18 protein-coding genes are annotated in these 20,754 nt (G+C 65.7%); 11 read left to right on the top strand and 7 right to left on the bottom strand.

The features are described 5' to 3' along the window. Nucleotides 1-11 precede the first annotated feature (11 nt). From ACRYRV_RS13355 to ppk2, 8 genes are all read left to right on the top strand, one after another. Nucleotides 12-650 (top strand): 50S ribosomal protein L25/general stress protein Ctc, encoded by a 639-nt coding sequence (locus ACRYRV_RS13355; protein ID WP_253443931.1) that lies wholly within the window; start codon nucleotides 12-14, stop codon nucleotides 648-650. A gap of 171 nt (nucleotides 651-821) precedes the next feature. Further along, nucleotides 822-1,409, top strand: coding sequence for an aminoacyl-tRNA hydrolase (gene pth, locus ACRYRV_RS13350; RefSeq protein WP_253443934.1), 588 nt, complete (start codon nucleotides 822-824; stop codon nucleotides 1,407-1,409). Between the two features lie 74 nt (nucleotides 1,410-1,483). After that, the gene (ychF, locus tag ACRYRV_RS13345) at nucleotides 1,484-2,575 is read left to right on the top strand and encodes a redox-regulated ATPase YchF (protein ID WP_253443937.1); all 1,092 of its coding nucleotides are present in this window, start codon (nucleotides 1,484-1,486) and stop codon (nucleotides 2,573-2,575) included. A gap of 24 nt (nucleotides 2,576-2,599) precedes the next feature. Beyond that, a complete protein-coding gene (msrB, locus tag ACRYRV_RS13340) occupies nucleotides 2,600-3,001 on the top strand; it encodes a peptide-methionine (R)-S-oxide reductase MsrB (RefSeq protein WP_253443940.1) in 402 nt (133 codons plus the stop codon). A gap of 97 nt (nucleotides 3,002-3,098) precedes the next feature. After that, on the top strand, nucleotides 3,099-4,067 hold the full coding sequence (gene ylqF / locus ACRYRV_RS13335; protein WP_309635554.1) for a ribosome biogenesis GTPase YlqF: 969 nt from the start codon (nucleotides 3,099-3,101) through the stop codon (nucleotides 4,065-4,067). 42 nt (nucleotides 4,068-4,109) lie between these two features. Next, nucleotides 4,110-5,339 (top strand): pyridoxal phosphate-dependent aminotransferase, encoded by a 1,230-nt coding sequence (locus tag ACRYRV_RS13330; protein WP_253443945.1) that lies wholly within the window; start codon nucleotides 4,110-4,112, stop codon nucleotides 5,337-5,339. A 143-nt stretch (nucleotides 5,340-5,482) separates the two neighbouring features. Next, entirely contained in the window at nucleotides 5,483-6,388 is a 906-nt protein-coding gene (gene htpX, locus ACRYRV_RS13325) for a protease HtpX (protein WP_309635552.1), read from the top strand. 471 nt (nucleotides 6,389-6,859) lie between these two features. Further along, complete coding sequence (gene ppk2 / locus ACRYRV_RS13320) at nucleotides 6,860-7,924, top strand: polyphosphate kinase 2 (protein WP_444984785.1); 1,065 nt, start codon at nucleotides 6,860-6,862, stop codon at nucleotides 7,922-7,924. Here the strand turns inward: ppk2 and ACRYRV_RS13315 are convergent. Continuing rightward, the gene (locus ACRYRV_RS13315) at nucleotides 7,915-8,370 is read right to left on the bottom strand and encodes a response regulator (RefSeq protein WP_445005897.1); all 456 of its coding nucleotides are present in this window, start codon (nucleotides 8,368-8,370) and stop codon (nucleotides 7,915-7,917) included. The two genes, ppk2 and ACRYRV_RS13315, sit on opposite strands and share 10 nt — an antisense overlap. A 139-nt stretch (nucleotides 8,371-8,509) precedes the next feature. Between ACRYRV_RS13315 and ACRYRV_RS13310 the strand changes: the two genes are divergently transcribed. Further along, the gene (locus ACRYRV_RS13310; protein ID WP_444984787.1) at nucleotides 8,510-11,575 is read left to right on the top strand and encodes a PAS domain S-box protein; all 3,066 of its coding nucleotides are present in this window, start codon (nucleotides 8,510-8,512) and stop codon (nucleotides 11,573-11,575) included. Nucleotides 11,576-11,636: 61 nt separating this feature from the next. On the opposite strand, the gene ACRYRV_RS13305 is transcribed toward ACRYRV_RS13310, so the two are convergent. Both ACRYRV_RS13305 and ACRYRV_RS13300 read right to left on the bottom strand, forming a co-directional pair. Then, entirely contained in the window at nucleotides 11,637-14,348 is a 2,712-nt protein-coding gene (locus ACRYRV_RS13305; protein WP_444984788.1) for a bifunctional diguanylate cyclase/phosphodiesterase, read from the bottom strand. An 88-nt stretch (nucleotides 14,349-14,436) separates the two neighbouring features. Beyond that, a complete protein-coding gene (locus ACRYRV_RS13300; protein WP_444984789.1) occupies nucleotides 14,437-15,129 on the bottom strand; it encodes a response regulator transcription factor in 693 nt (230 codons plus the stop codon). A gap of 132 nt (nucleotides 15,130-15,261) precedes the next feature. On the opposite strand from ACRYRV_RS13300, the gene ACRYRV_RS13295 reads away from it, so the two are divergent. Beyond that, nucleotides 15,262-15,780, top strand: a complete 519-nt coding sequence (locus tag ACRYRV_RS13295) for a molybdopterin-dependent oxidoreductase (protein WP_309635546.1) — start codon at nucleotides 15,262-15,264, stop codon at nucleotides 15,778-15,780. Between the two features lie 8 nt (nucleotides 15,781-15,788). Then, nucleotides 15,789-18,050 carry an ATP-binding protein gene (locus ACRYRV_RS13290; protein WP_444984790.1) on the top strand — a complete coding sequence of 754 codons (2,262 nt, stop codon included), beginning with the start codon at nucleotides 15,789-15,791 and terminating at the stop codon, nucleotides 18,048-18,050. Here the strand turns inward: ACRYRV_RS13290 and ACRYRV_RS13285 are convergent. The 4 genes from ACRYRV_RS13285 to ACRYRV_RS13270 all read right to left on the bottom strand — a co-directional run bounded on the left by ACRYRV_RS13285 (nucleotide 17,981) and on the right by ACRYRV_RS13270 (nucleotide 20,744). Further along, entirely contained in the window at nucleotides 17,981-18,709 is a 729-nt protein-coding gene (locus tag ACRYRV_RS13285; RefSeq protein WP_444984791.1) for a response regulator transcription factor, read from the bottom strand. The genes ACRYRV_RS13290 and ACRYRV_RS13285 overlap by 70 nt on opposite strands. A gap of 148 nt (nucleotides 18,710-18,857) precedes the next feature. Then, nucleotides 18,858-19,178 carry a hypothetical protein gene (locus ACRYRV_RS13280; protein ID WP_444984792.1) on the bottom strand — a complete coding sequence of 107 codons (321 nt, stop codon included), beginning with the start codon at nucleotides 19,176-19,178 and terminating at the stop codon, nucleotides 18,858-18,860. Next, nucleotides 19,133-20,338, bottom strand: a complete 1,206-nt coding sequence (locus ACRYRV_RS13275) for an EAL domain-containing protein (RefSeq protein ID WP_444984793.1) — start codon at nucleotides 20,336-20,338, stop codon at nucleotides 19,133-19,135. The genes ACRYRV_RS13280 and ACRYRV_RS13275 overlap by 46 nt, the downstream gene beginning before the upstream one ends. A gap of 181 nt (nucleotides 20,339-20,519) precedes the next feature. Further along, complete coding sequence (locus tag ACRYRV_RS13270) at nucleotides 20,520-20,744, bottom strand: hypothetical protein (protein WP_444984794.1); 225 nt, start codon at nucleotides 20,742-20,744, stop codon at nucleotides 20,520-20,522. Between the last annotated feature and the right edge of the window lie 10 nt (nucleotides 20,745-20,754).

Genomic DNA, 20,754 nt, shown 5'->3' with positions numbered 1-20,754 from the left:
GAGGCAATTCCATGTCTGATTTTACCCTTAACGCCAGCGTTCGTAACGACCTGGGGAAAGGTGCGAGCCGCCGCCTGCGTCGTGCGAACCTCCAGGTGCCGGCCATCATCTACGGTGGCGAAAAGGCCCCCCAGCCGATCTCCGTCGAGAAGTCCGCCTTCTACAAGGCGATCGAGCAGGAGTCCTTCTTCTCCTCCGTGATCAACCTGGTCATCGACGGCCAGAGCGAGCAGGTTGTGGTGCGTGACCTCCAGCGCCACCCCTTCAAGCCGCTGGTCACCCACGCCGACTTCCTGCGCGTTGACGCCACCCATGAGATCACCATCAACGTGCCGCTGCACGTGGTGGGCGAGGAGAAGTCCAAGGCGATCAAGGACAACGGCGGCGAGCTGCACGTGCTGGCCAACGAAGTCCAGATCAGCTGCCTGCCCAAGGACCTGCCCGACTTCCTGGAAGTGGACATCACCGACGTCGAGCTGGGCACCACCCTGCACCTGACCGATCTGACCCTGCCGGCCGGCGTGAGCCTGGTCGAGCTGACCCACGGCGAAGACCACAACCAGGCGATCCTGAGCATCACCAAGGCCAAGGTCCGCGGTGGCGATGCCGACGAAGCGGCCGAAGGCGAGGAAGGCGAGCAGGGCGAGTAATCTCCCGCGCCACGCTCGGGGGGCCGTGCCAGCCGCGGCCCCCTTCGGTTATGATCAAGCGCCCCGGCGCTTGATTTTTTTTGTGGCCGCCCGTCCCTGGCGGCCATCCTGCGGACCGCCGCTAACGCGACGTCAAAAATCATTCCGGATGATTTTTTGGAGACAACCGCCATGAGTCAGGTCAGAGCCATCATCGGACTGGGCAACCCGGGCGCCGACTACGAGGCCACCCGCCACAACGCCGGCGCCTGGCTGGTGGAGGCCGTGGCCCGCCGCGCCGGCGCCGAGCTGCGCCCGGACCGCAAGTTCCTGGGGCTCCACGCCAGGGTTCAGTTCGAAGGACACGACCTTCACCTGCTCAACCCGACCACCTTCATGAACCGCAGCGGCGGCGCCGTGGCGGCGCTCTGCCAGTTCTACAAGATCGCCCCGGACGAGCTGCTGGTCGCCCATGACGAGCTGGATATCGCCCCCGGCACCGCCCGCTACAAGACCGGCGGCGGCCACGGCGGCCATAACGGGCTGCGCGACATCGTCAGCGCCCTGGGCAACGAGCGCGGCTTCCACCGCCTGCGCATCGGCATCGGCCACCCGGGCGATGCGAAGCAGGTGACCCACTTCGTGCTGGGGCGCCCCGGCAAGGCCGAACATGCCGCCATCGAGGCCGCCATCGACGAGTGCCTGGCCACCCTGCCCCTGGCGCTCGCCGGCGACTGGGTCAAGGCCATGAACCGGCTGCACAGTTTCAAGAGCGCTTGATGTTCCAAACGCGCTTCGCCCGCGTAGAATAGACGCCACTTTCCAATCGCGAACACGCTTTCCAGGACGATCCCATGGGTTTCAACTGCGGTATCGTCGGCCTGCCCAACGTCGGCAAGTCGACCCTCTTCAACGCCCTCACCAAGTCCGGCATCGACGCCGAGAACTTCCCCTTCTGCACCATCGAGCCCAACGTCGGCATCGTGCCGATGCCCGACCCGCGCCTCGACAAGCTGGCGGAGATCGTCAAGCCCCAGAAGGTACTGCCCACCACCATGGAGTTCGTGGATATCGCCGGCCTGGTGGAAGGCGCCTCCAAGGGCGAGGGGCTCGGCAACAAGTTCCTGGCCAATATCCGCGAGACCCAGGCCATCGCCCACGTGGTGCGCTGCTTCGACAACGACAACGTCATCCACGTGGCCAACCAGGTGGATCCCCGGGCCGATATCGAGATCATCAACATGGAGCTGGCGCTGGCCGACCTCGACACCGTGGAGCGCGCCATCCAGCGCCTGGTGCGGGTGGCCAAGGGCGGCGACAAGGAGGCCATTGCCACCAAGGCGATCCTCGAGCGCATCCAGCCCCATCTGGCCGAGGGCCTGCCGCTGCGCAGCTTCGGCCTCGATGACGACGAGCAGAAGCAGCTCAAGGGCTTCGGCTTTTTGACCCTCAAGCCCACCATGTACATCGCCAACGTCAACGAGGATGGCTTCGAGGCCAACCCCTACCTGGATGTGGTGCGCGAGATCGCCGAGGCCGAGGGGGCCGTGGTGGTGCCGGTGTGCAACCAGCTCGAGGCGGAGATCGCCGAGCTCGACGACGAGGAACGCGCCATGTTCCTCGACGAGATGGGCATGGAGGAGCCGGGGCTCGACCGCGTGATCCGCGCCGGCTACGCCCTGCTCGGCCTGCAGACCTACTTCACCGCCGGGGTGAAGGAGGTGCGCGCCTGGACCGTGAAGGTGGGTGCCACCGCCCCCGAGGCCGCCGGCGTCATCCACACCGACTTCCAGAAGGGCTTCATCCGCGCCGAGGTCATCGCCTATGATGACTTTGTCACCCTGGGCGGCGAACAGGGCGCCAAGGACGCCGGCAAGTGGCGCCTGGAGGGCAAGGAGTACATCGTCCAGGATGGTGACGTGATCCACTTCCGCTTCAATGTCTGAAGCCGGTCGACGAGGAGAGACGGCATGCGCAACAAGATCGCCAAGAGCGAAGCCGAGTGGCGTGAGCAGCTGACTGAGGAGCAGTACCGGGTGACCCGGGAGCAGGGCACCGAGCCGCCCTTCAGCGGCGACTACCGGGTCAGCGACGAGCACGGCATCTACCACTGCGTGTGCTGCCAGGCCCCGCTGTTCGAGAACGAGCACAAGTTCGACGCCGGCTGCGGCTGGCCGAGCTTCGACAGGCCCCTGGGCAAGCATAGCGTCGAGGAGCGGCCGGACAGCTCCCACGGCATGCTGCGTACCGAGGTGGTCTGCGCCCACTGCGACGCCCACCTGGGCCATGTCTTTCCCGACGGCCCGCCGGAGACCACCGGTCTGCGCTACTGCATCAACTCGGTGGCCATCGACTTCCACGGCGGGGAATAACCGCCCGGCGAGGAATCGTCTTCCGTCGCATCCAGCCGCGGCCGCCCATCTGCTATGATGGGCGGCCTTTTTTTCATTGGTTGGCAGGAGAGACTCGATGCTCGGCTGGTACCCGGGACACATGCACAAGGCGCGACGCCAGATCACCGAGGCGCTGCCGGAGATCGACGTGGTGATCGAGGTTCTCGACGCCCGCCTCCCCTACTCCAGCGCCAACCCCATGCTCGCCGAGCTGACCCGCCACAAGCCGGTGCTCAAGATCCTGTCGCGAGCCGATCTCGCCGACCCGGAACGGACTCGGGAGTGGGTGGCCTTCTTCGACGCCCAGCCCGACACCCGCGCGCTCGCCATCACCACCACCAACGCCCGGGAGCTCAAGCGCATCCCGGCGCTCTGCCATGAGCTGGCGGGCCAGGTGCGCGCCGACCGCGACGTGCGGGTGATGGTGATGGGCATCCCCAACGTCGGCAAGTCGACCCTGATCAACGGCCTGGCCGGCAAGGCGATCGCCAGGACCGGCAACGAGCCGGCGGTGACCAAGCGCCAGCAGAAGGTGCGCATCGGCGGACGGGTCGCGCTGACCGACACCCCGGGCGTGCTCTGGCCCAAGATCGAGGACCAGGCCAGCGCCTACCGCCTGGCCGCCAGCGGCGCCATCCGCGACACCGCCATCGACTACGTGGACGTGGCGGTGGTGGCCGCCGCCGAGCTGGCCCGTCGCTATCCAGAGGCGCTCAAGGCCCGCTACAAGCTCAAGGCCCTGCCCCCCTATGCACCCCACCCCGAGGCGGAGCGGGTCGAGGCCGACGGCCCGGCACGGGTGGACCTGCTGGCCGTGGCCGGCTTCGACGGCCACGCCATCCTGGCCGAGATCGCCGGCAGGCGAGGCGGCCTGCGCCCGGGCGGCGAGGTGGACCTGCACCGCGGCGCCGAGGTGCTGCTCCATGAGCTGCGCGACGGCAAGCTCGGCCGCCTGACCCTGGAGACGCCCGCGGACATTCCCGCCGCACCCGCCGCCGAGCCGGACGGCGGCGAGGATGACGGCGACGCCGCCCCCGACGCATAATCCCCTTTCGCCCGCCGCCCTGGATACTGGACACCGAACGCTATGGACACCACCCCGATCCGCAAATCCCACAAGCTGCACAACGTCTGCTACGACATCCGCGGACCGGTGCTCGACCACGCCAAGCGTCTGGAGGAAGAGGGCCAGCGCATCCTCAAGCTCAATATCGGCAACCCCGCCCCCTTCGGCTTCGAGGCGCCGGAGGAGATCCTCCAGGACGTGATGCGCAACCTGCCCACCGCCCAGGGCTACTGCGACTCCAAGGGGCTCTACTCGGCGCGCAAGGCGATCATGCAGGAGTGCCAGCGCAAGGAGATCCCGGGCGTGGGCATCGAGGATATCTATATCGGCAACGGCGTCTCCGAGCTGATCGTGATGGCCATGCAGGCGCTGCTCAACGACGGCGACGAGGTGCTGATCCCGGCGCCGGACTATCCGCTGTGGACCGCCGCCGCCAACCTCTCCGGCGGGCGCGCCGTGCACTACCTGTGCGACGAGCAGGCCGACTGGGCGCCGGATCTCGACGACATCCGCGCCAAGGTGACCAGCCACACCCGGGCCATCGTGATCATCAACCCCAACAACCCCACCGGCGCCGTCTATCCGCCGGAGGTGGTGCGCGAGCTCCTGGAGATCGCCCGCCAGCACGACCTGGTGGTCTTCTCCGACGAGATCTACGACAAGATCCTCTACGACGACGTCGAGCACGTCTCCACCGGCGCCCTGGCCGAAGAGGACCAGCTGGTGGTGACCATGAACGGCCTCTCCAAGAGCTATCGCTGCGCCGGCTTCCGCTCCGGCTGGATGATCCTCTCCGGCAGCATCGCCAAGCAGCGCGCCGCGGACTTCATCCAGGGGCTGACCATGCTCGCCTCCATGCGCCTGTGTGCCAACGTGCCGGCCCAGCACGCCATCCAGACGGCGCTGGGCGGCTACCAGTCGATCAACGACCTGATCCTGCCGGGTGGGCGCCTGCTGGCCCAGCGCGACATCACCTTCGAGAAGCTCAACGCCATCCCCGGGGTGAGCTGCGTCAAGCCGAAGGGGGCCCTCTACGCCTTCCCGAAGCTCGACCCCAAGGTGTTCAATATCCAGGACGACCAGCAGATGGTGCTCGACCTGCTGCTCCAGGAGAAGATCCTGCTGGTCCAGGGCACCGCCTTCAACTGGCCGGACCCGGACCACGTGCGCATCGTCACCCTGCCCTGGGCCGACCAGCTCGGCGACGCCCTGGACCGCTTCGCCCGCTTCCTGTCCCGCTACCGCCAGTAGCCGGCGGCGCAGGGAAATGTCCGCCGCTTGAAACCCCGGCGCGCCGACCGTATCTAAGCAACGACTTCTGAATGCCGCGCCCCCGGTGCGGCCATATTCTCCCGAGCTCCCGCTATTCCCCTAACCACCGGAGACAACGCAACATGATGAGAATCCTGCTCTTCCTGGGCACCAACCTGGCGGTGATCCTGGTTGCCAGCATTACCCTGCGCCTGCTGGGCGTGGAGGGCTACCTGCGCGGCCAGGGCATCAACTTCAACAGCCTGTTGATCTTCTGCTTTATCGTCGGCATGGCCGGCTCGATGATCTCGCTGTTCATCTCCAAGTGGATGGCCAAGCGCAGCACCGGCACCGTGATCATCGAGACGCCCAGCAACGCCACCGAGAAGTGGCTGCTCGACACCGTGGAGGAGCTCTCCCGGGAGGCCGGCATCAAGACGCCGGAGGTGGGCATCTTCCCCGCCCAGCAGTCCAACGCCTTCGCCACCGGCTGGAACCGCAACGACGCCCTGGTGGCGGTCTCCGCCGGCCTGCTCAACCGCATGCGCCCGGAGGAGGTGCGCGCGGTGCTGGCCCACGAGATCGGCCACGTGGCCAACGGCGACATGGTGACCCTGGCGCTGGTGCAGGGGGTGGTAAACACCTTCGTGATGTTCTTCGCCCGGGCGGTCGCCCACCTGGTGGATCAGTTCCTCAAGAGCCGCAGCGACGGCGAGGGGGGACTCGGCTTCATGGGCTACTTCGCGGTGGTGATCGTCGCCGAGATCGTCTTCGGCATCGTCGCCTCGGCCATCGTCGCCTGGTTCTCGCGCTTCCGTGAATACCGCGCCGACGCCGCCGGCGCCAGGCTTGCCGGCTCCGGCGCCATGATCAACGCCCTGGCCCGCCTCAAGGCGGAGACCGAGATGCCCGACCAGATGCCGGACACCCTGCGCGCCATGGCCATCACCAAGGGCCAGACCCGCTCGCTGATGGAGCGGATGTTTGCCAGCCACCCCCCACTGGATGACCGCATCCGCGCCCTCAAGGAAGCCGCCTACCGGCAGTGACGGCGCACATTGAAAGACAAACGGGCCCGCCAATTGGCGGGCTCTTTGCTTCTTGATCCAGGTGCACTCGCCGATACCCAGCTTCTATTCGTGTCGCCCTTGGCCATGCCCAACAGTGGCATGAAAAGGGGCTAGGGAGTGACCCGCCCTCTCATGATACCCCGCCTAGGATAATCAGCCGCTCGCTTCCAGCGATGTCGCAACCAAAGCGGGCGTCAACCTCAGATCCGGCAGCGAGCCGGCGTATACAAAGTTCACATTCGTCGCACCGCATGACTCGAGGCCATAAGCGGAGAATTTCCCCAATCAATCAAGGAGATCTCGGCAATGATGCCGGATTTCGCTGCCACAGGAGGAGATTTATAAATTGATATGAATCAAGTGCCATCTCTAACCGTCAATTAACATCAAGGAATAAATGAATATGTCACCAGGAGGTAGTCGACCATGTCAGAGGAAAGATCCGAGCTAATGGCTAGGCCAAATAGCGATCAAGTCACACGGGATCAGGCCGTCGCTGCCTTCACCATTACGCAGAAGACCCATGGCGCTCAGGGGGCTCAGGCCTCTGCCATTGTCGATATCCTGGGGCTGAAAGGGCCGCTTCCCGAGCCCCATGAGGAAGCGCTCAAGGCCGTCGCCGATATCATCGATGGCGCCTCGCTGGATGACGTCGCCGAACTCAAGAAGGCGCTGATCAATTGGCGGCAGTTCGAGCAGGGTCGTCCCGTCTCCCGGGATGAGGAGCTGGTCAGGAGCTGGCGCACCGCGCCCTACCCCTACAAGCACCGCCTCACGCGCAAGTCATACGAGAAGCAGAAGTACTACCTTCAGGTCGAGCTGCTGAAGCTCCAGGCCTGGATCAAGCAGAACGGCCAGCGCGTGGTGATCTTCTTCGAGGGCCGCGATGCCGCCGGCAAGGGCGGCACCATCAAGCGCTTCATGGAGCACCTGAACCCCCGCGGGTCACGCGTGGTGGCGCTCGACAAGCCGACCGAGGGGGAGCGCGGGCAGTGGTACTTTCAGCGCTATATCGAGCACCTGCCCACCCAGGGCGAGCTGGTGCTGTTCGACCGCTCCTGGTACAACCGCGCCGGCGTGGAGCGCGTGATGGGTTTCTGCAACGATCAGGAGTACGCAGACTTCATGCGCCAGGTACCGGAGCTGGAACGCCACCTGGTCAATAGCGGCATCCATATCATCAAGTTCTGGTTCTCGGTCAGCCGGGAGGAGCAGCAGCGACGCTTCAAGGAGCGCGAGCTGCACCCCCTCAAGCGCTGGAAACTCAGCCCGGTCGATCTGGCCTCGCTGGAGAAGTGGGACGACTACACCACGGCCAAGGAGGCGATGTTCTTCCATACCGACCACTCGGAATGCCCGTGGATCGTGATCAAGTCCGACTGCAAGAAGCGCGCTCGACTGAATGCGATGCGCTACGTACTCAATGCCTTCGATTACGACGGCAAGGACCCCGCCAATATCGGGGTCGTCGACGCCTTGATCGTCAACCGTGCGGAATTCTCCCGCTACTCGTGATGCGGGCGGCGGATGGGCGGTGGAGGCGCGCGCCCGGGGCCAGGGCTCGGTGATCGAGCCCAGGCAGACGCCTCCAGCAGGCGGCGCAGGTGCTCGGCCAGGGGAAGGAGCTGAAAGGGCTTGGTGACCACGGCGGTGGCGCCCGCCTCGGCCGCCAGGCGGCGGGTCTCGGCGTCATCCGCCGCGGTCAGCATCAGCACTGGCAGCGCCTCGCCGCCCGGCATGGCGCGCAGCCTGGCAACGACCGCATAGCCGTCCATGCCCGGCATGGTGACATCGACCAGCACCAGGTGCGGGTGCTCACGTGCGAAGGCCTCGAGCCCCGAGGGCCCATCCTCTGCCTCCGACACCCGAAACCCCTGACGCCCCAGCCCCGCCACCAGCAGCAGGCGAATGGTCGGGTCATCGTCGATTATCAGAATCCGGTGGCACACCGCCTCGTTCATCTCTGGCATCTCCTGCTCAGGTTCGGGCTCCACCCTAGCTCGAACGACCCGCTGGAAGTGTAAACAATCGTCAAAGGCTTTCCTGCCCCGCGCCCATGAGGTTTCATGGACCTACAGCCGTTTTTCCAGCAGGTCCGCCATGCCATCGCCTACCCACTCCCCCTCAACATCGCGCGATGCCGAACGCGACCGGCTGGCCATCGAGGCCGCAGGGCTCGGCGTCTGGGAGCTGGACCTTGCGAGCGGGCACATCACCTGGAACGTCCAGATGTTAGCGCTCTACCGGCTTTCCGAACACGAGAAGCCTCCGAGCTTCGAAGCCTGGCTCTCCCATGTGCACCCGGAAGACCACCCCCGGGTGAAAGAGGCCTTCAAGCGACTCCTGACCACCCCTGCCCCGCTGACCCTGGAGTTTCGCATTCTCACTGGTGATGGCGAGTTACGCTATCTCAGGAGCGTGACGCGCAGTATCAGGAGCGGTGATGAGCAGGCCTGTCGGTTGGTAGGTATCAATGAAGATGTGACCAACCAGGTGGCCTACCGCCTGCAGTCCCAGGCCAAGAGTCGAGAACTCGAGACCTTTTTCGATATTTCTCTGGGCCTGATGTGCATCACGACCCTCGATGCACGCTTCCTGGTCGTCAACACCGCCTGGCAGCGGTTGCTAGGGTGCAACGAAGCCGAGCTGATCGGCACCAGCTTTCTGGATCTCGTGCACCCCGAGGATCTCCTGGCAACGCTGAACGCCATGAGGGAGCTCGAGGAGGGCGGCGAGGTTTCAGGGTTCATCAACCGGTTCCGCCACCGCGATGGCAGCTATCGGCATATCGAATGGCGCTCCACCGCCAAGGATGGCCTGATCTACGCCTCGGCCAATGACGTCTCGTCCCGTGTTGCCCTGGAGCAGCAGCTGGCTCAGGAGAAGAACTTCCTGCAGCTGATCATCGACAGCCTGCCCAGCCCCGTCTTCGCCAAGGACTGGCACGGCCGACATGTTCTGGCCAACGAGAACGTGGCACGCCTGTTCGGTACCACCAAGGAAGCCATGGTGGGTCAGGCCGACCATGAGATGCTGGCCCGCACCGAAGAGGCGGATGCCTTCCTGCGCGACGACCGCGAGGTCATGCAGACCGGCAAGGCCAAGTTCATCCTCGAGGAGCCGCTGACCGACGCCCGCGGCGAGCGGCGCTGGTTCCAGACCGTGAAGGTGCCGCTGCTGCTCGACAGGCCGTCGGAGGAGCGCCTGGTGGTGGGAATCGCTACCGACATCACCGAGCGCAAGCGGATCGAGCAGCGCCTGGAGAAGCAGGAGCGCCTCTACCGAAGCCTGGTGGAGTCCCAGCAGGACCTGATCGTGCGGGTCGATCACGCGAACCGCTTTATCTATGTCAACGACGCCTATTGCCGCACCTTCGGCAAGGAGCGCCATGAGCTGCTCGGGCAGACCTTTACCCCGCTGGTCCACGAAGAGGATCTGCCCGACACCCTGGCTGCCCTGGAAACGCTCAACCGCCCCCCCCACCGCGCCTATATGGAGCAGCGCGCCATGACCCGCGACGGCTGGCGCTGGCTCTCCTGGGAGGACAGCGCCATTCTGGATGATGACGGCAAGGTGGCCGAGATCCAGGGCGTCGGCCGGGACATTACGGCACTGAAGCAGGCTCAGCAGGATGCCATGGCGTCCAGTCGCGCCAAGGGGCAGTTCCTGGCCAACATGAGCCACGAGATCCGCACCCCCCTTAACGCCATCATCGGCTTTGGCGAGCTGCTCTCGCAAAGCCCGCTTTCCGACGAGCAGCAGGACTGGCTCGACAAGATCAACCTCTCCTCGCACCTGCTGCTAAGCATCGTCAACGATATACTCGACTTCTCCAAGATCGAGGCCGGCAAGCTGGAGCTGGAAACCCGGCCCTTCACTCCGCATGAACTCATTGCACAGCAGGAAGCGTTGTTCTGCCTGGCGGCAAGGGAGAAGGGGTTGCGCTTCCGAACACGACAGGGAGGCAATACGCCAGAGGCCCTGCTGGGCGATGCGCTGCGACTGGGGCAGGTGCTCACCAACCTGGTCGGTAACGCCATCAAGTTCACCGAGCAGGGTGAGGTAGAGCTCGCCATCCACGTCGAAGCGATAGACCGCACCAGCTGCCGACTGACCTGCCACGTCAGCGATACGGGAATCGGCATCAGCGCTGCCCAGCAGAAGCGGCTCTTCACCGCCTTTACCCAGGCCGACACTTCCACCTCCCGGCGCTACGGGGGCACCGGCCTTGGGCTGGTGATCAGTCAGCGCCTCGTGGAGCAGATGGGCGGCACGCTGGAGGTTAGCTCGACACCGGGCAAGGGCAGCTGCTTCACGGTCAGCCTGCCGCTCGGGATCGGCACGACGCTCCTCCCCCATCCGCCTCGGACCAGGCCCCCGAATCTCAACCGCCTGCGGGGGAAGAAGATCCTGCTGGCCGAAGACAACCCCATCAATCAGGCGCTGACACGGCGTCTGCTGGAGGACCTGGGGATTGAAGTGAGCCTTGCCACCAACGGCCGGGAGGCCATCGAGCAGCTGCGGCACCAGGCTGTGGATCTGGTGCTGATGGACCTGCAGATGCCGGTGATGGACGGCCTGGAAGCCGCACAGCGAATTCGGCAGGACAGGCCGACACTCCCCATCATTGCCCTCTCGGCGGCCGCACTGACCGAGGAGCGCCAACAGGCCTTGCGCGCAGGGATGAACGAGCACCTCGCCAAGCCGATTCAGCCACAGCAGTTGACCGCTACCCTTCTGCAGTGGCTGACAGACACCAGCGCTGCCGCTGGCTCGCCCACCCCGGCCTCCCGGCATCATGACACCTGGCTGGAGCGGCTGGAGGTCGAGGGCTTCGATATCCAAACGGGCCTGGCGTCCGCTGCTGGCGACCCGGCACTCTACCGCATGGTGCTTGAGCTCTTCGGGGAGCGACTTCATCAGCAGGAGACCGGGTCATGGCATGAGGCATCTCAGGACCCGGATATCCTGTCGGCGCTGAAGCAGGAGCTGCATCTGCTGAGAGGTTCGGCCGCCTCGGTGGGCGCCAGTGACCTGGCGAACCATCTCGATCAGGTGGAGGGCTTCCTGGCGCGTTTTCACCACGTGCGCCGGGCCGATATCGACCGGCTGATCCAGGTGCTCGAATGGACGGCGATGATGCTGGACAAGGTGCTGACGCCTTAAGCGCTCGTCAGGGCGGTCAGGCTCATGACCGCGCTCTGCTGAGCGTCGCCCTCACCAGCGGCTATGGAAGCGCCCGTCGGGCGTCGCGCAGCGATGTCTCGAAGCCGCCCAGCGGCTGGGGCCTGCCGAAGAGGTAACCCTGGAAGCGCCGACAGCCATGAGAGAGCAGCCAATCACGCTGCGCTGTCGTCTCCACGCCCTCGGCGATGACCTCCAGATCGAGACTCTTCGCCAGGCCGATGGTGCTCGCGACGATAGAGGCGCTGGCCGGATCCTCGAGCACATCGCGCACGAAGGACTGGTCGATCTTGAGCTGGTCCAGCGGCAGGCGGTTAAGGTAGGAGAGCGACGAGAAGCCGGTGCCGAAGTCGTCCAGGGCGAAGGTGACCCCCAGGGCCTTGAGGGCCAGCATCTTCTGCCGCGCCTCATCCTGTTGCTCGAGAAAGAGCCCCTCGGTCACCTCCAGCTTGAGCCGCGCGGGCGGCGCCCCGGTATTCACTAGAATGTCGCGGATGCATTCGACGGCGTCGGTCTCATGGAAGTGCTGGACGCTGAGGTTGACCGCCAGAGTCAGGTCGCGGGTCCCGGGCTGTGCCGCCCAGGCCGCCAGCTGCCGGCAGGCCGTCTCCAGTACCCAGCGGTCGATGGCGATGATCTGGCGGTTCTCCTCCGCCAGGGGAATGAACTCGGCCGGGGAGACCATGCCGCGCTCCGGGTGCTCCCAGCGCAGCAGCACTTCGGCGCCCAGGATATGACCTTCGCTGTCCACCTGCGGCTGGAAGTAGGGTTGAAACTGCCCCAGCGAAAGTGCGTGGCGCAGGTCCGCCTCGAGCCGCAACCGGTGATGCAGTTTCGCCTGCAGCAGCGGGTCGAAGAAGCAGAAGCGATTGCGTCCGCCCCGCTTGGCCTGCTGCAGTGCCATATCGGCCTGAGACAGCACTTCCAGGGAGCGCGCTTCACGGTAGCGGAACAGGGTAATCCCTAGGCTTGCCGTCATCTGGAGCGCATGAGGCGCGCCGGGCAGCGCCAGCTGCAGGGCGCCGAGCAGCTTGCTGGCGATACGCTCGGCGATATAGGCGGCGTGGGCCTGGTCGGGCCCCAGCTCTTCCAGCAGCACCGCAAACTCGTCGCCCCCAAGCCGAGACAGGGTATCGCTCTCGCGAAGCTGGCTGCGCAACTCGTGGGTGATCCGCTGCAGCAGCTGATCCCCCTGCTGGTGACCCATGAGATCGTTGACCCGCCGAAAATGGTCGAGATCGATCAGCAGCAGCGCCGCATGGTAGTCACCCGGTAGCAACTCACTGGCCAGGGCAGCCAGGCGGTCGAGGAGCTGGCGCCGATTGGGCAACCCGGTCAAGGGGTCGAATAGCGCCAGCTGACGGGCCTCCTCCTCGGCCGCCTTCTGCTGCGAAATATCGCTGAAGGAGCCGACATAGTGGGTCACTCTTCCCTGGTCATCGCGCACCGCACTGATGGTCAGCCGCTCGGGATACACCTCGCCGCTGCGCCGCCGGTTCCAGACCTCACCCTCCCAGCTTCCGGTCTGCTCGACACGCTGCCACATCTGACGGTAGAAGGCCTTGTCGTGCTGCCCCGAGGCCAGCAGGCTCGGCGAACGGCCCACCACCTCCGCTTCCGGATAGCCGGTGATCCGGGAAAAGGCGCGGTTGGTCCGCAGAATACGCCCCGCAGCATCGGTAATCACCATGCCCTGCTGCCCTTCGAAGGCAGTGGCGGCAATCCTGCTCGCCTCCTCCAAGCCGAGCCGAGTCAGGTAGTGACGCAGCACCGCGGCACCCAGCAGGGCAAGCAGCAGCCAGCCGGCGACCAGCACCCAGAGCCGCTCCCACCATCCCCCCAGCAGCACCTCCACCGCCTCGCCGGCGACCGCCATATAGGGACGTCCCTCCACGGGAGCCAGGGCGTAGAGCCGCTCCACCCCATCCACCGGGGACCTCAGCCGAACCTGAGCACCCGATACTGCATCGGCCGGGCCAACCCCTTCGGGAAACAGGAAGGTCTCGCCGATCTCCAGGCAGTCGTGGGTCGTCAGACAGGGACGATGAGACACCGCCCTCGCCTCGCTGTCGAACAGCGCCAGGCTCTCTCCTCGGCTCATTTCCAGCCGCGACAGGGCCTCCTCGAACACCTGGGGCGTCAGCATGATTGACGCGAAGCTGGCATTCAGCACGCCCTCCCCAGCTAGCCGGCGAACGTGCATGATGCGATAGTCGTTGGCGAAGGAGGACCAGTAGAGCCCCGACACCCACTCATCGAGCGCCGGCTGCTCCCGAAAGATGCGATAGTGGGGCAGGCCGCCGAGATCGTAACCGCGCGGAAAAAGGGGCGACGAAGTCACCACGACGCGCCCCTCGGCATCGAAAAGTCCCAGCTCGTCCAGGAAGCGAAAGCGATCTCGCCGCTCGGCAAGCAGCTGCTCCAAGCGCTCATAGTCAGGGTCCACGACATCGGAGCGCAGCACCAGAAGCGACGACTGGTTGAGCTCTGCCAGGCTCTCCAGCGCCATATCGCTGAGCGAAAAGGTAGCCTCTATCCACTGGGCGGCCAGCTGGGCCCGCCCGGTCACGCGCTCCCACCCATCCGCGATGGTCTGGCGATACTCGTGCAGCAGAAAGCCCGCCAGGGCAAGGGCAGCTACCAGTACCAGTGCCACATAGGCGGTGACGGCGCGGCGGCGATAGGATTCGAGAGTGGCACCTCTCCGGCTGAGTGACGCGATGGGGGGCTCCTCGTCGCAGGCAACGGTTGTCATTTCGAGGATAACAGTTCACCGGCACACACTCTCTGGGTGGCTGGCGCAAAACTGCAAACAATCTTTACCGCCCCGTCACCGGCACAGATCAGCTTGCCTCATGCTGTAACTCCAGCCGGTAACCATGCTGATAGACGCTGCGCAGCCGCCAGCCATGGCGCCCATCCAGTTCGAGCTTGCGGCGAAGCCGGCTGACATGGGTATCCACGGTACGGGTGGTCACATCCCCGCGGATACCCCAGACCAGTTCCAGCAGCTGTCCCCGGGAAAACAGCTCCCCTGCGTGATCCATGAAGAGGCTGGCCAGGGCGTACTCACGGTCGGTCAGGGCGACCGGTTGCTCCTCCAGCAAGACGCTGCGCCGCTCACCGTCGACCCGGTAGGGGCCGAGCGTCCGGATGCTCGCCACGGCCTGGCGCAGGAAACGTCGGGGCAGCGCCTGGACGCGGGCGCGAAGCTCATCGGGGCGCAGCGGCTTGGGCAGGAAATCATCGGCACCGGCTTCCAGGGCCGCGACCACGTCCTGCTCGGAGCGGGCCGCGGTGATCATCAGCACCGGCACCTCCCAGCCCAGCTGGCGACGCAGCTGAGGGATAAAGGCCAGTCCGCTGACCTCAGGCAGCCGCCAGTCGATGATAAAGAGATCGAAGCGCTCCCCCTTCAGGGCCCTCTGCAGCTCGGCCACGCTGGCGAAGTCGCTGATAACGCCCCCCAGGGGCCGCAGACAGGCCGCCAGGAAGTCTCGCTGATCCGCATCATCCTCCAGTATGGCGATATGCATCCTGCCCTCATTCGTCTGATCCTGACGCCACTATAGCGAAGGGCCGCGCCCCCGGGAATGTCACAATCTTTGACATTGCCTGCCGGCCAGCCTCGTATACTGGCTCCCCAACATTCAATGGTGGATCTTGCCATGCTCCTGCTCCGGCCCGCCTCGCTGATCGGCCTGCTGCTGTTGACGTTTCTGATGCTGCCCGCCAGCGTCCTGGCGCTGGAGCCGCCGACCGGACGCGTGCTGCTCAAGGTAGGCGGGGAGATCGGCGTGACCAACGTCGGCGACGAGGCCCACTTCGACCGCGAGATGCTGCTGGCCTTGCCCCAGCGCCAGACGCTCACCGCCACGCCCTGGCACGATGGCACCGTTGCCTTCAGCGGCCCGCTGGGGCGCGAGCTGCTGGCCGCGGTTGGCGCCCACGGCGAGACCCTGCGCGTCGTGGCCCTGAACGACTACGAGGTGAACCTGCCGGTCGCGGATCTGCAGCGCTACGACGTGATCCTCGCCATGACCAAGAATGGCGAGCCCCTCCGAGTCCGCGACCAGGGGCCGCTGTTTGTCATCTACCCCTTCGACGAGGCGCCCCACCTGCTCAACGAGGAGATCCTCTCCCGCTCCGTCTGGCAGGTCGCCAGACTCCACGTGCTCGGCGACTGATCAGCACCATGCCTGCCACCAGCCGACTGCGCTACCGGGTCGCCACCCTCGCGGCCATACTGCTGTTTGTCTCGTCCCTGGTCACCGGCGGGGCGATCTACCATCGCCAGCAGCAGGTCGAGCAGAAGCTGCTCGAGAACCTCGTCTGGGCGACCTATCAGTTCGATCGCGAGGTGCGCGAGAGCCGCATGGCGCTCCTTCAGGCCAGCGGCGGCGACGTCGAAACGCTGCTGCTGCGCCACGAGATCCTGATCAGCCGCGCGACCCTCTTCCAGCGGGGGCAGCTCCATCAGGCCCTGCTGAATACTCCCCTGCTCGAGGCGACAGGAACCGCGGTCGAGGCCGCCCTCGCCCTGGACCCGCTGATGCTGCCCATCGAGGCGGGCGAGCAGCCGCTGGACGACGATACCCGCCGAATGCTCGACGCCGAGCTTGCGGCACTGCAGTCGCTGACCGCGACGCTGCTGGTCGACGTCAATACGCACGTCTCCGCGTTGAGGCACCGGGAGCGCAACGATCTGCTGAGCCTCTATGGCGTGGTATTGGGCCTGATCGTGCTGCTCATGGCCTCGGGCAGCGTGCTGGTGCTGCTCCTGATTCGCGAGGGTCGCGAACACGCCGCCAAGACCCGCCAGCTGCAGCAGCGCACCGACGAGCTGGATGCCACGGCGCGGCTTGCCGAAAAGGCCAGCCAGGCGAAGTCCGAGTTCATGGCGGTAATGAGCCACGAGATCCGCACCCCGCTCAACGGCGTGGTCGGCGTCGCCGACCTGCTGTCGGACGAGCCGCTGCCCGGCCGCAGCCGTGAACTGCTGAGATCCCTCAACGACAGCGTCCTCAGCCTTCAGGCGGTGATCGACGACGTTATCGACTACACCCGCTACGAAGCCGGCGGGCTGGAGCTGGACGCTCGACCCTTCGAGCTTGGGCCCTTCATCGACCAGCTGTCCCGCGGCTATCGGCTGGAGGCCGAACGGCGCGGCCTGCTCTTCGAGGTCCGCATCGAACCCGGCCTCCCGGCCGCCCTGGAGGGCGATATCGCCCGACTGCGCCAGGTGCTCATGAACCTGCTCAATAACGCCTTCAAGTTTACCGCCGAAGGGGCCATCAGCCTCCGGGTGGAACGGGCCCAGGAGGGCAGCGTCAGGTTCCTGATTCGTGATACCGGCTGCGGGATACCCGAGCAGAGCCGCGAGGCCCTGTTCAAGCCCTTTTCTCAGGTCGACCGCGGCATCTCTCGCCGCTACGGAGGCTCCGGCCTGGGGCTGGCGATCTGCGCACGCCTGATCTCCTCCATGGGGGGCCAGATCGACGTGGAGAGCCATGCCGGACTCGGCAGTCTCTTCTGGTTCGAGGTGCCTCTACCGGCGGTGTCATTGGAGGAGGCGCGCTACCATCTGGGGTCAGCGACCTCGGATGGCGACCTGGTGGAGCTGGTGCCGCGACGCATCCTGGTAGTGGAAGATCAGGCCACCAACCGCGAGCTCGCGCGAGCCATGCTGGAGCGCCTGGGCCAGAGGGTAAAGGTGGCCGAGGATGGCCAGGTGGCACTGGAGCTGCTGACCACCGAGCCCTTCGACCTGGTGTTGATGGATATGCAGATGCCGGTGCTCGATGGCCTGGCCACCACCCGGCGCTGGCGGGAGCGGGAGGCTCCCTCGGGCAGACGGCTGCCGATCGTGGCCATGACCGCCAATGTGATGCCGGAGGATCGCGAACGCTGCCTGGCCGCAGGTATGGACGAGGTGCTGGGCAAGCCCTTCACCCGCCAGGACCTCTACCGGCTGCTGCAGGGCTCACTGCCGGGGATGGCGGAGCCCGCTTCCGCGCCCTCACCGCCCGACCGGCACGCTACCGCGAGCGGCTCGCTGCTGGACCTCGCTACCCTGGTCTCCCTGGAGGAGGGGCTGGATGGTCCCACCCTTCGCGATCTGATGACGCGCTTCCTGAGCCGCCTGGGCGAACGTCAGCAGCTCCTGGTCGAGGCCCTCGGCTGCATGGATCTCGAGGCGGTCGCCGAGGGCGCCCACGCCCTCAAGGGCGCGGCGGCCTCCATGGGCTGTCAGGGCCTGGCCAGCGCCGCCGCCGACCTGGAGCATCGCGTCCTCCTCGGCGAGGCGGAGGCCACCGAGCTCGAATCCCTGGTCGCCCGCATCGCACAGCTGGGCCACCAGAGCCGAGAGGCACTGACCCAGCTCGGCTACCTGGCGTCGGTTCCGACCGACGCGATCACACCACCTTCCTTGCGGCCGACCTCTTCGAGACGGTAACCATACTGATAGATGCTGCGCAGCCGCAGGCCCTGGCTGCCGTCCAGGCCCAGCTTGCGGCGCAGTCGGCTGATATGGGTGTCCAGGGTGCGGGTCTGGACATTACCGGCCAGCCCCCACACCAGCTCCATCAGGAAGGCTCGCGAAAGCAGCTGCCCGGGATGGGAGAAGAACAGGTTGACCAGCTGATACTCCCGCTCGGTCAGCGACACCGGGCGGCCGTCAACCGTTGCCTCACGCCGCGAGCGACAGAGCCGGTAACGGCCGAGCTCCAGCACGCTTCCCGCGGGGGGCTGTACCAGACGGCGGCCAAGCGCCTTGACCCGCGCACGCAGCTCCTCGGGATTGAGCGGCTTGTGCAGGAAGTCATCGGCTCCGGCCTCCAAAGCCAGGACCACGTCGCCTGGCTGGTGGCGGGCGGTGATAAAGAGGACCGGCTGCATCCAGCCCTGGCCATGGCGCAGGTGCTCCAGCACCTCCAGGCCGGTGGCATCGGGAAGGAACCAGTCCAGAATCAGGAGATCGAAGGGTTCCAGCTGGATCCAGCGGCTCAGGTCCACCGCTCGCTCCAGCCCTGTCAGCCGATGTCCGTCTGGTGCCAGGCAGGCGGCGATAAAGGCCTGCTGGTCGGGGTCGTCCTCGAGCACTGCGATACGCATGCCACTTCCTGTACACGGGTTTTACAAACATTGTAACAGGTGATAATACCACCACCGGCCAAGGTCACAAAGTTTGACATTCCATCCCGCAATGGCACCGGGTCGCGCCGACTCTTCGATTGGGAAAAATCATACACATCCTGTACAGCTAGCCAGACAGGTCCTGCTGCCACTCCCGACGCATCACCGCGAGGAAGAGCTCGCAGCGCTCGACCTCCCGGTTACTGGCCGCCAGCGCCAGCATCCCGGCGACCTCGGCCAGGAAACCGTGACCCAGGACCCGGGCACAGCTGGCCAGGTGGGCCGCCTCGCCCTGCAGAGTGAGGAAATCCTCCTCCTGGAGGTGCAGCCAGGCCTGTTCCAGGAGTGGCGCCAGACGAACGTCAAGAAAAGATGCTGCCGGATGACCGCCAGCCTCGGCGTTCATCTGGGGAGGCAGGGCAGGATCTGCTGCTGGATGGTGGGCCATGGGGCGTTCTCCTTGGGTGAGGTCCCTGAGTAGCAGGCATGCCAGGCATCGAAGTCTTCGGCATACATCGGCTTGGCAAAGAGGTAACCCTGCCCCGCATGGCAGCCGGCTTCCTGCAGCAGCCGGCCCTGCTCCCAGGTCTCAATGCCCTCGCCCACCACATCGAGGCCCAGCCGCGTGGCCAGCTCGACCACCATCAGGATGATCTCCCGCGCCTTGGGGTCGGCATGGCACTCCCCCACGAAGGCGCGGTCGATCTTGAGCTGGGTGAAGGGCAGCCGATAGAGCTGGAGCATCGAGGCGTTCCCGGTGCCGAAGTCATCGATGGCGATGCCGAAGCCGAACTCCCTCAGGTGCACGAGATGATCGTGGGCCCGGGAGAGGTCGCGAATACCGCGGGTCTCGGTCAGCTCCAGGGTCAGGCTCGAAGGGGCAACACCGTGGCGTTCGACATGGCGCAGCAGGCTATCCAGGAAGTCGTCGCTCTCGAGGACCGCCGGCGAGAGATTGATCGCCAGGTCGAGATGGATGCCGGCCCGAGTCCAGCGGTGCTGCTGGGCCAGGGCCTGCTCGAAGAGCTGCCAGGTGAGCGGAATAATCTGACCATCCTGCTCGGCCACGGAGATGAAGCGGTCGGGGGCTACCAGGCCGCGCTCAGGGTCCTGCCAGCGCGCCAGAGCCTCGACGCCGGTGATGCGACCGCTGGCAAGGCAGAGCTTGGGCTGGTAGGCGAGCAGGAAATGCCCCTGGGTCAGGGCCGAGTGAATCTCCCTGGAGGCGATCTGGCCCTGGGAGGCCTGCAGCTGATCCACGATGCGCAGCAGGGCCCGGGCATCCAGGGGCTTCTCCAGCGCGCCCAGCATCCTGATCCCGGCGGAGCGCCCGAGGGTCACGGCGCCCATGACACGCTCCCTATCGGCACCGCTCAGCAGGATCACGGCGGGGCTCTCCTGACGCGTCATCAGCAGGCGGATCACGTCCAGCCCGGTGGCACTGCCCAGCCGGTAGTCGAGAATCACCAGGTCGACGTCGAGACGGTCGGGACTCGCCTCCAGCGGCTCGAGCCCCTCGCTCGTCTCGATATCATGCCCACGCCTGGCCAGCAGGCTGGCCACCAGCGCCAGCATGGTAGGGTCGTCGTCGATAATCAGGCAGCGCAATGGGGATTCCCTAGGTGAGTAACTAATGACATTGTATGAGCCCTCTCAGCCACGGGATATTCACTGTCAGGAATCGTCACATTCCTTGACAATCAAGCGTGAGAGCAGAGAAGCATAAAGCCTCGCACGAGGCGAGGCGCAGGCGGGACCGCACGGGCAGGTGCGATCAGCAGAACAGACGCTAGGAAGAGCGATGGTGGTCGCCGGCGCGCAGCGCCAGAATGCCGGCGTGAAGTCGCCGAAAAACCCGGCTGGCATCGGGAACCGTCGACAGGGTAAGGAGTTCCCGCAGGCGCTCTGCCTCGGCGGCAATGGCATCTAGACCTGCCTCACGAGACAGCCTAGCGATTCTGGTCAGGTGTCTCGCCAGAGGGGCCTTCTCACCCTGCTCCAGATCGATGATCATCAGGTGCGAC

The sequence above is a fragment of the Halomonas mongoliensis genome (assembly GCF_052496345.1).
Note: the sequence above shows the minus strand (reverse complement) of the source record. Positions and strands in the feature narration are given on the sequence as shown.

What these genes read in the sequence shown, in the direction of transcription:
- ACRYRV_RS13355 (WP_253443931.1), top strand. Translation starts at nt 12, where the DNA reads ATGTCTGATTTTACCCTTAACGCCAGCGTTCGTAACGACCTGGGGAAA.
- pth (WP_253443934.1), top strand. Translation starts at nt 822, where the DNA reads ATGAGTCAGGTCAGAGCCATCATCGGACTGGGCAACCCGGGCGCCGAC.
- ychF (WP_253443937.1), top strand. Translation starts at nt 1,484, where the DNA reads ATGGGTTTCAACTGCGGTATCGTCGGCCTGCCCAACGTCGGCAAGTCG.
- msrB (WP_253443940.1), top strand. Translation starts at nt 2,600, where the DNA reads ATGCGCAACAAGATCGCCAAGAGCGAAGCCGAGTGGCGTGAGCAGCTG.
- ylqF (WP_309635554.1), top strand. Translation starts at nt 3,099, where the DNA reads ATGCTCGGCTGGTACCCGGGACACATGCACAAGGCGCGACGCCAGATC.
- ACRYRV_RS13330 (WP_253443945.1), top strand. Translation starts at nt 4,110, where the DNA reads ATGGACACCACCCCGATCCGCAAATCCCACAAGCTGCACAACGTCTGC.
- htpX (WP_309635552.1), top strand. Translation starts at nt 5,483, where the DNA reads ATGATGAGAATCCTGCTCTTCCTGGGCACCAACCTGGCGGTGATCCTG.
- ppk2 (WP_444984785.1), top strand. Translation starts at nt 6,860, where the DNA reads ATGGCTAGGCCAAATAGCGATCAAGTCACACGGGATCAGGCCGTCGCT.
- ACRYRV_RS13315 (WP_445005897.1), bottom strand. Translation starts at nt 8,370, where the DNA reads ATGAACGAGGCGGTGTGCCACCGGATTCTGATAATCGACGATGACCCG.
- ACRYRV_RS13310 (WP_444984787.1), top strand. Translation starts at nt 8,510, where the DNA reads ATGCCATCGCCTACCCACTCCCCCTCAACATCGCGCGATGCCGAACGC.
- ACRYRV_RS13305 (WP_444984788.1), bottom strand. Translation starts at nt 14,348, where the DNA reads ATGACAACCGTTGCCTGCGACGAGGAGCCCCCCATCGCGTCACTCAGC.
- ACRYRV_RS13300 (WP_444984789.1), bottom strand. Translation starts at nt 15,129, where the DNA reads ATGCATATCGCCATACTGGAGGATGATGCGGATCAGCGAGACTTCCTG.
- ACRYRV_RS13295 (WP_309635546.1), top strand. Translation starts at nt 15,262, where the DNA reads ATGCTCCTGCTCCGGCCCGCCTCGCTGATCGGCCTGCTGCTGTTGACG.
- ACRYRV_RS13290 (WP_444984790.1), top strand. Translation starts at nt 15,789, where the DNA reads ATGCCTGCCACCAGCCGACTGCGCTACCGGGTCGCCACCCTCGCGGCC.
- ACRYRV_RS13285 (WP_444984791.1), bottom strand. Translation starts at nt 18,709, where the DNA reads ATGCGTATCGCAGTGCTCGAGGACGACCCCGACCAGCAGGCCTTTATC.
- ACRYRV_RS13280 (WP_444984792.1), bottom strand. Translation starts at nt 19,178, where the DNA reads ATGGCCCACCATCCAGCAGCAGATCCTGCCCTGCCTCCCCAGATGAAC.
- ACRYRV_RS13270 (WP_444984794.1), bottom strand. Translation starts at nt 20,744, where the DNA reads ATGATCATCGATCTGGAGCAGGGTGAGAAGGCCCCTCTGGCGAGACAC.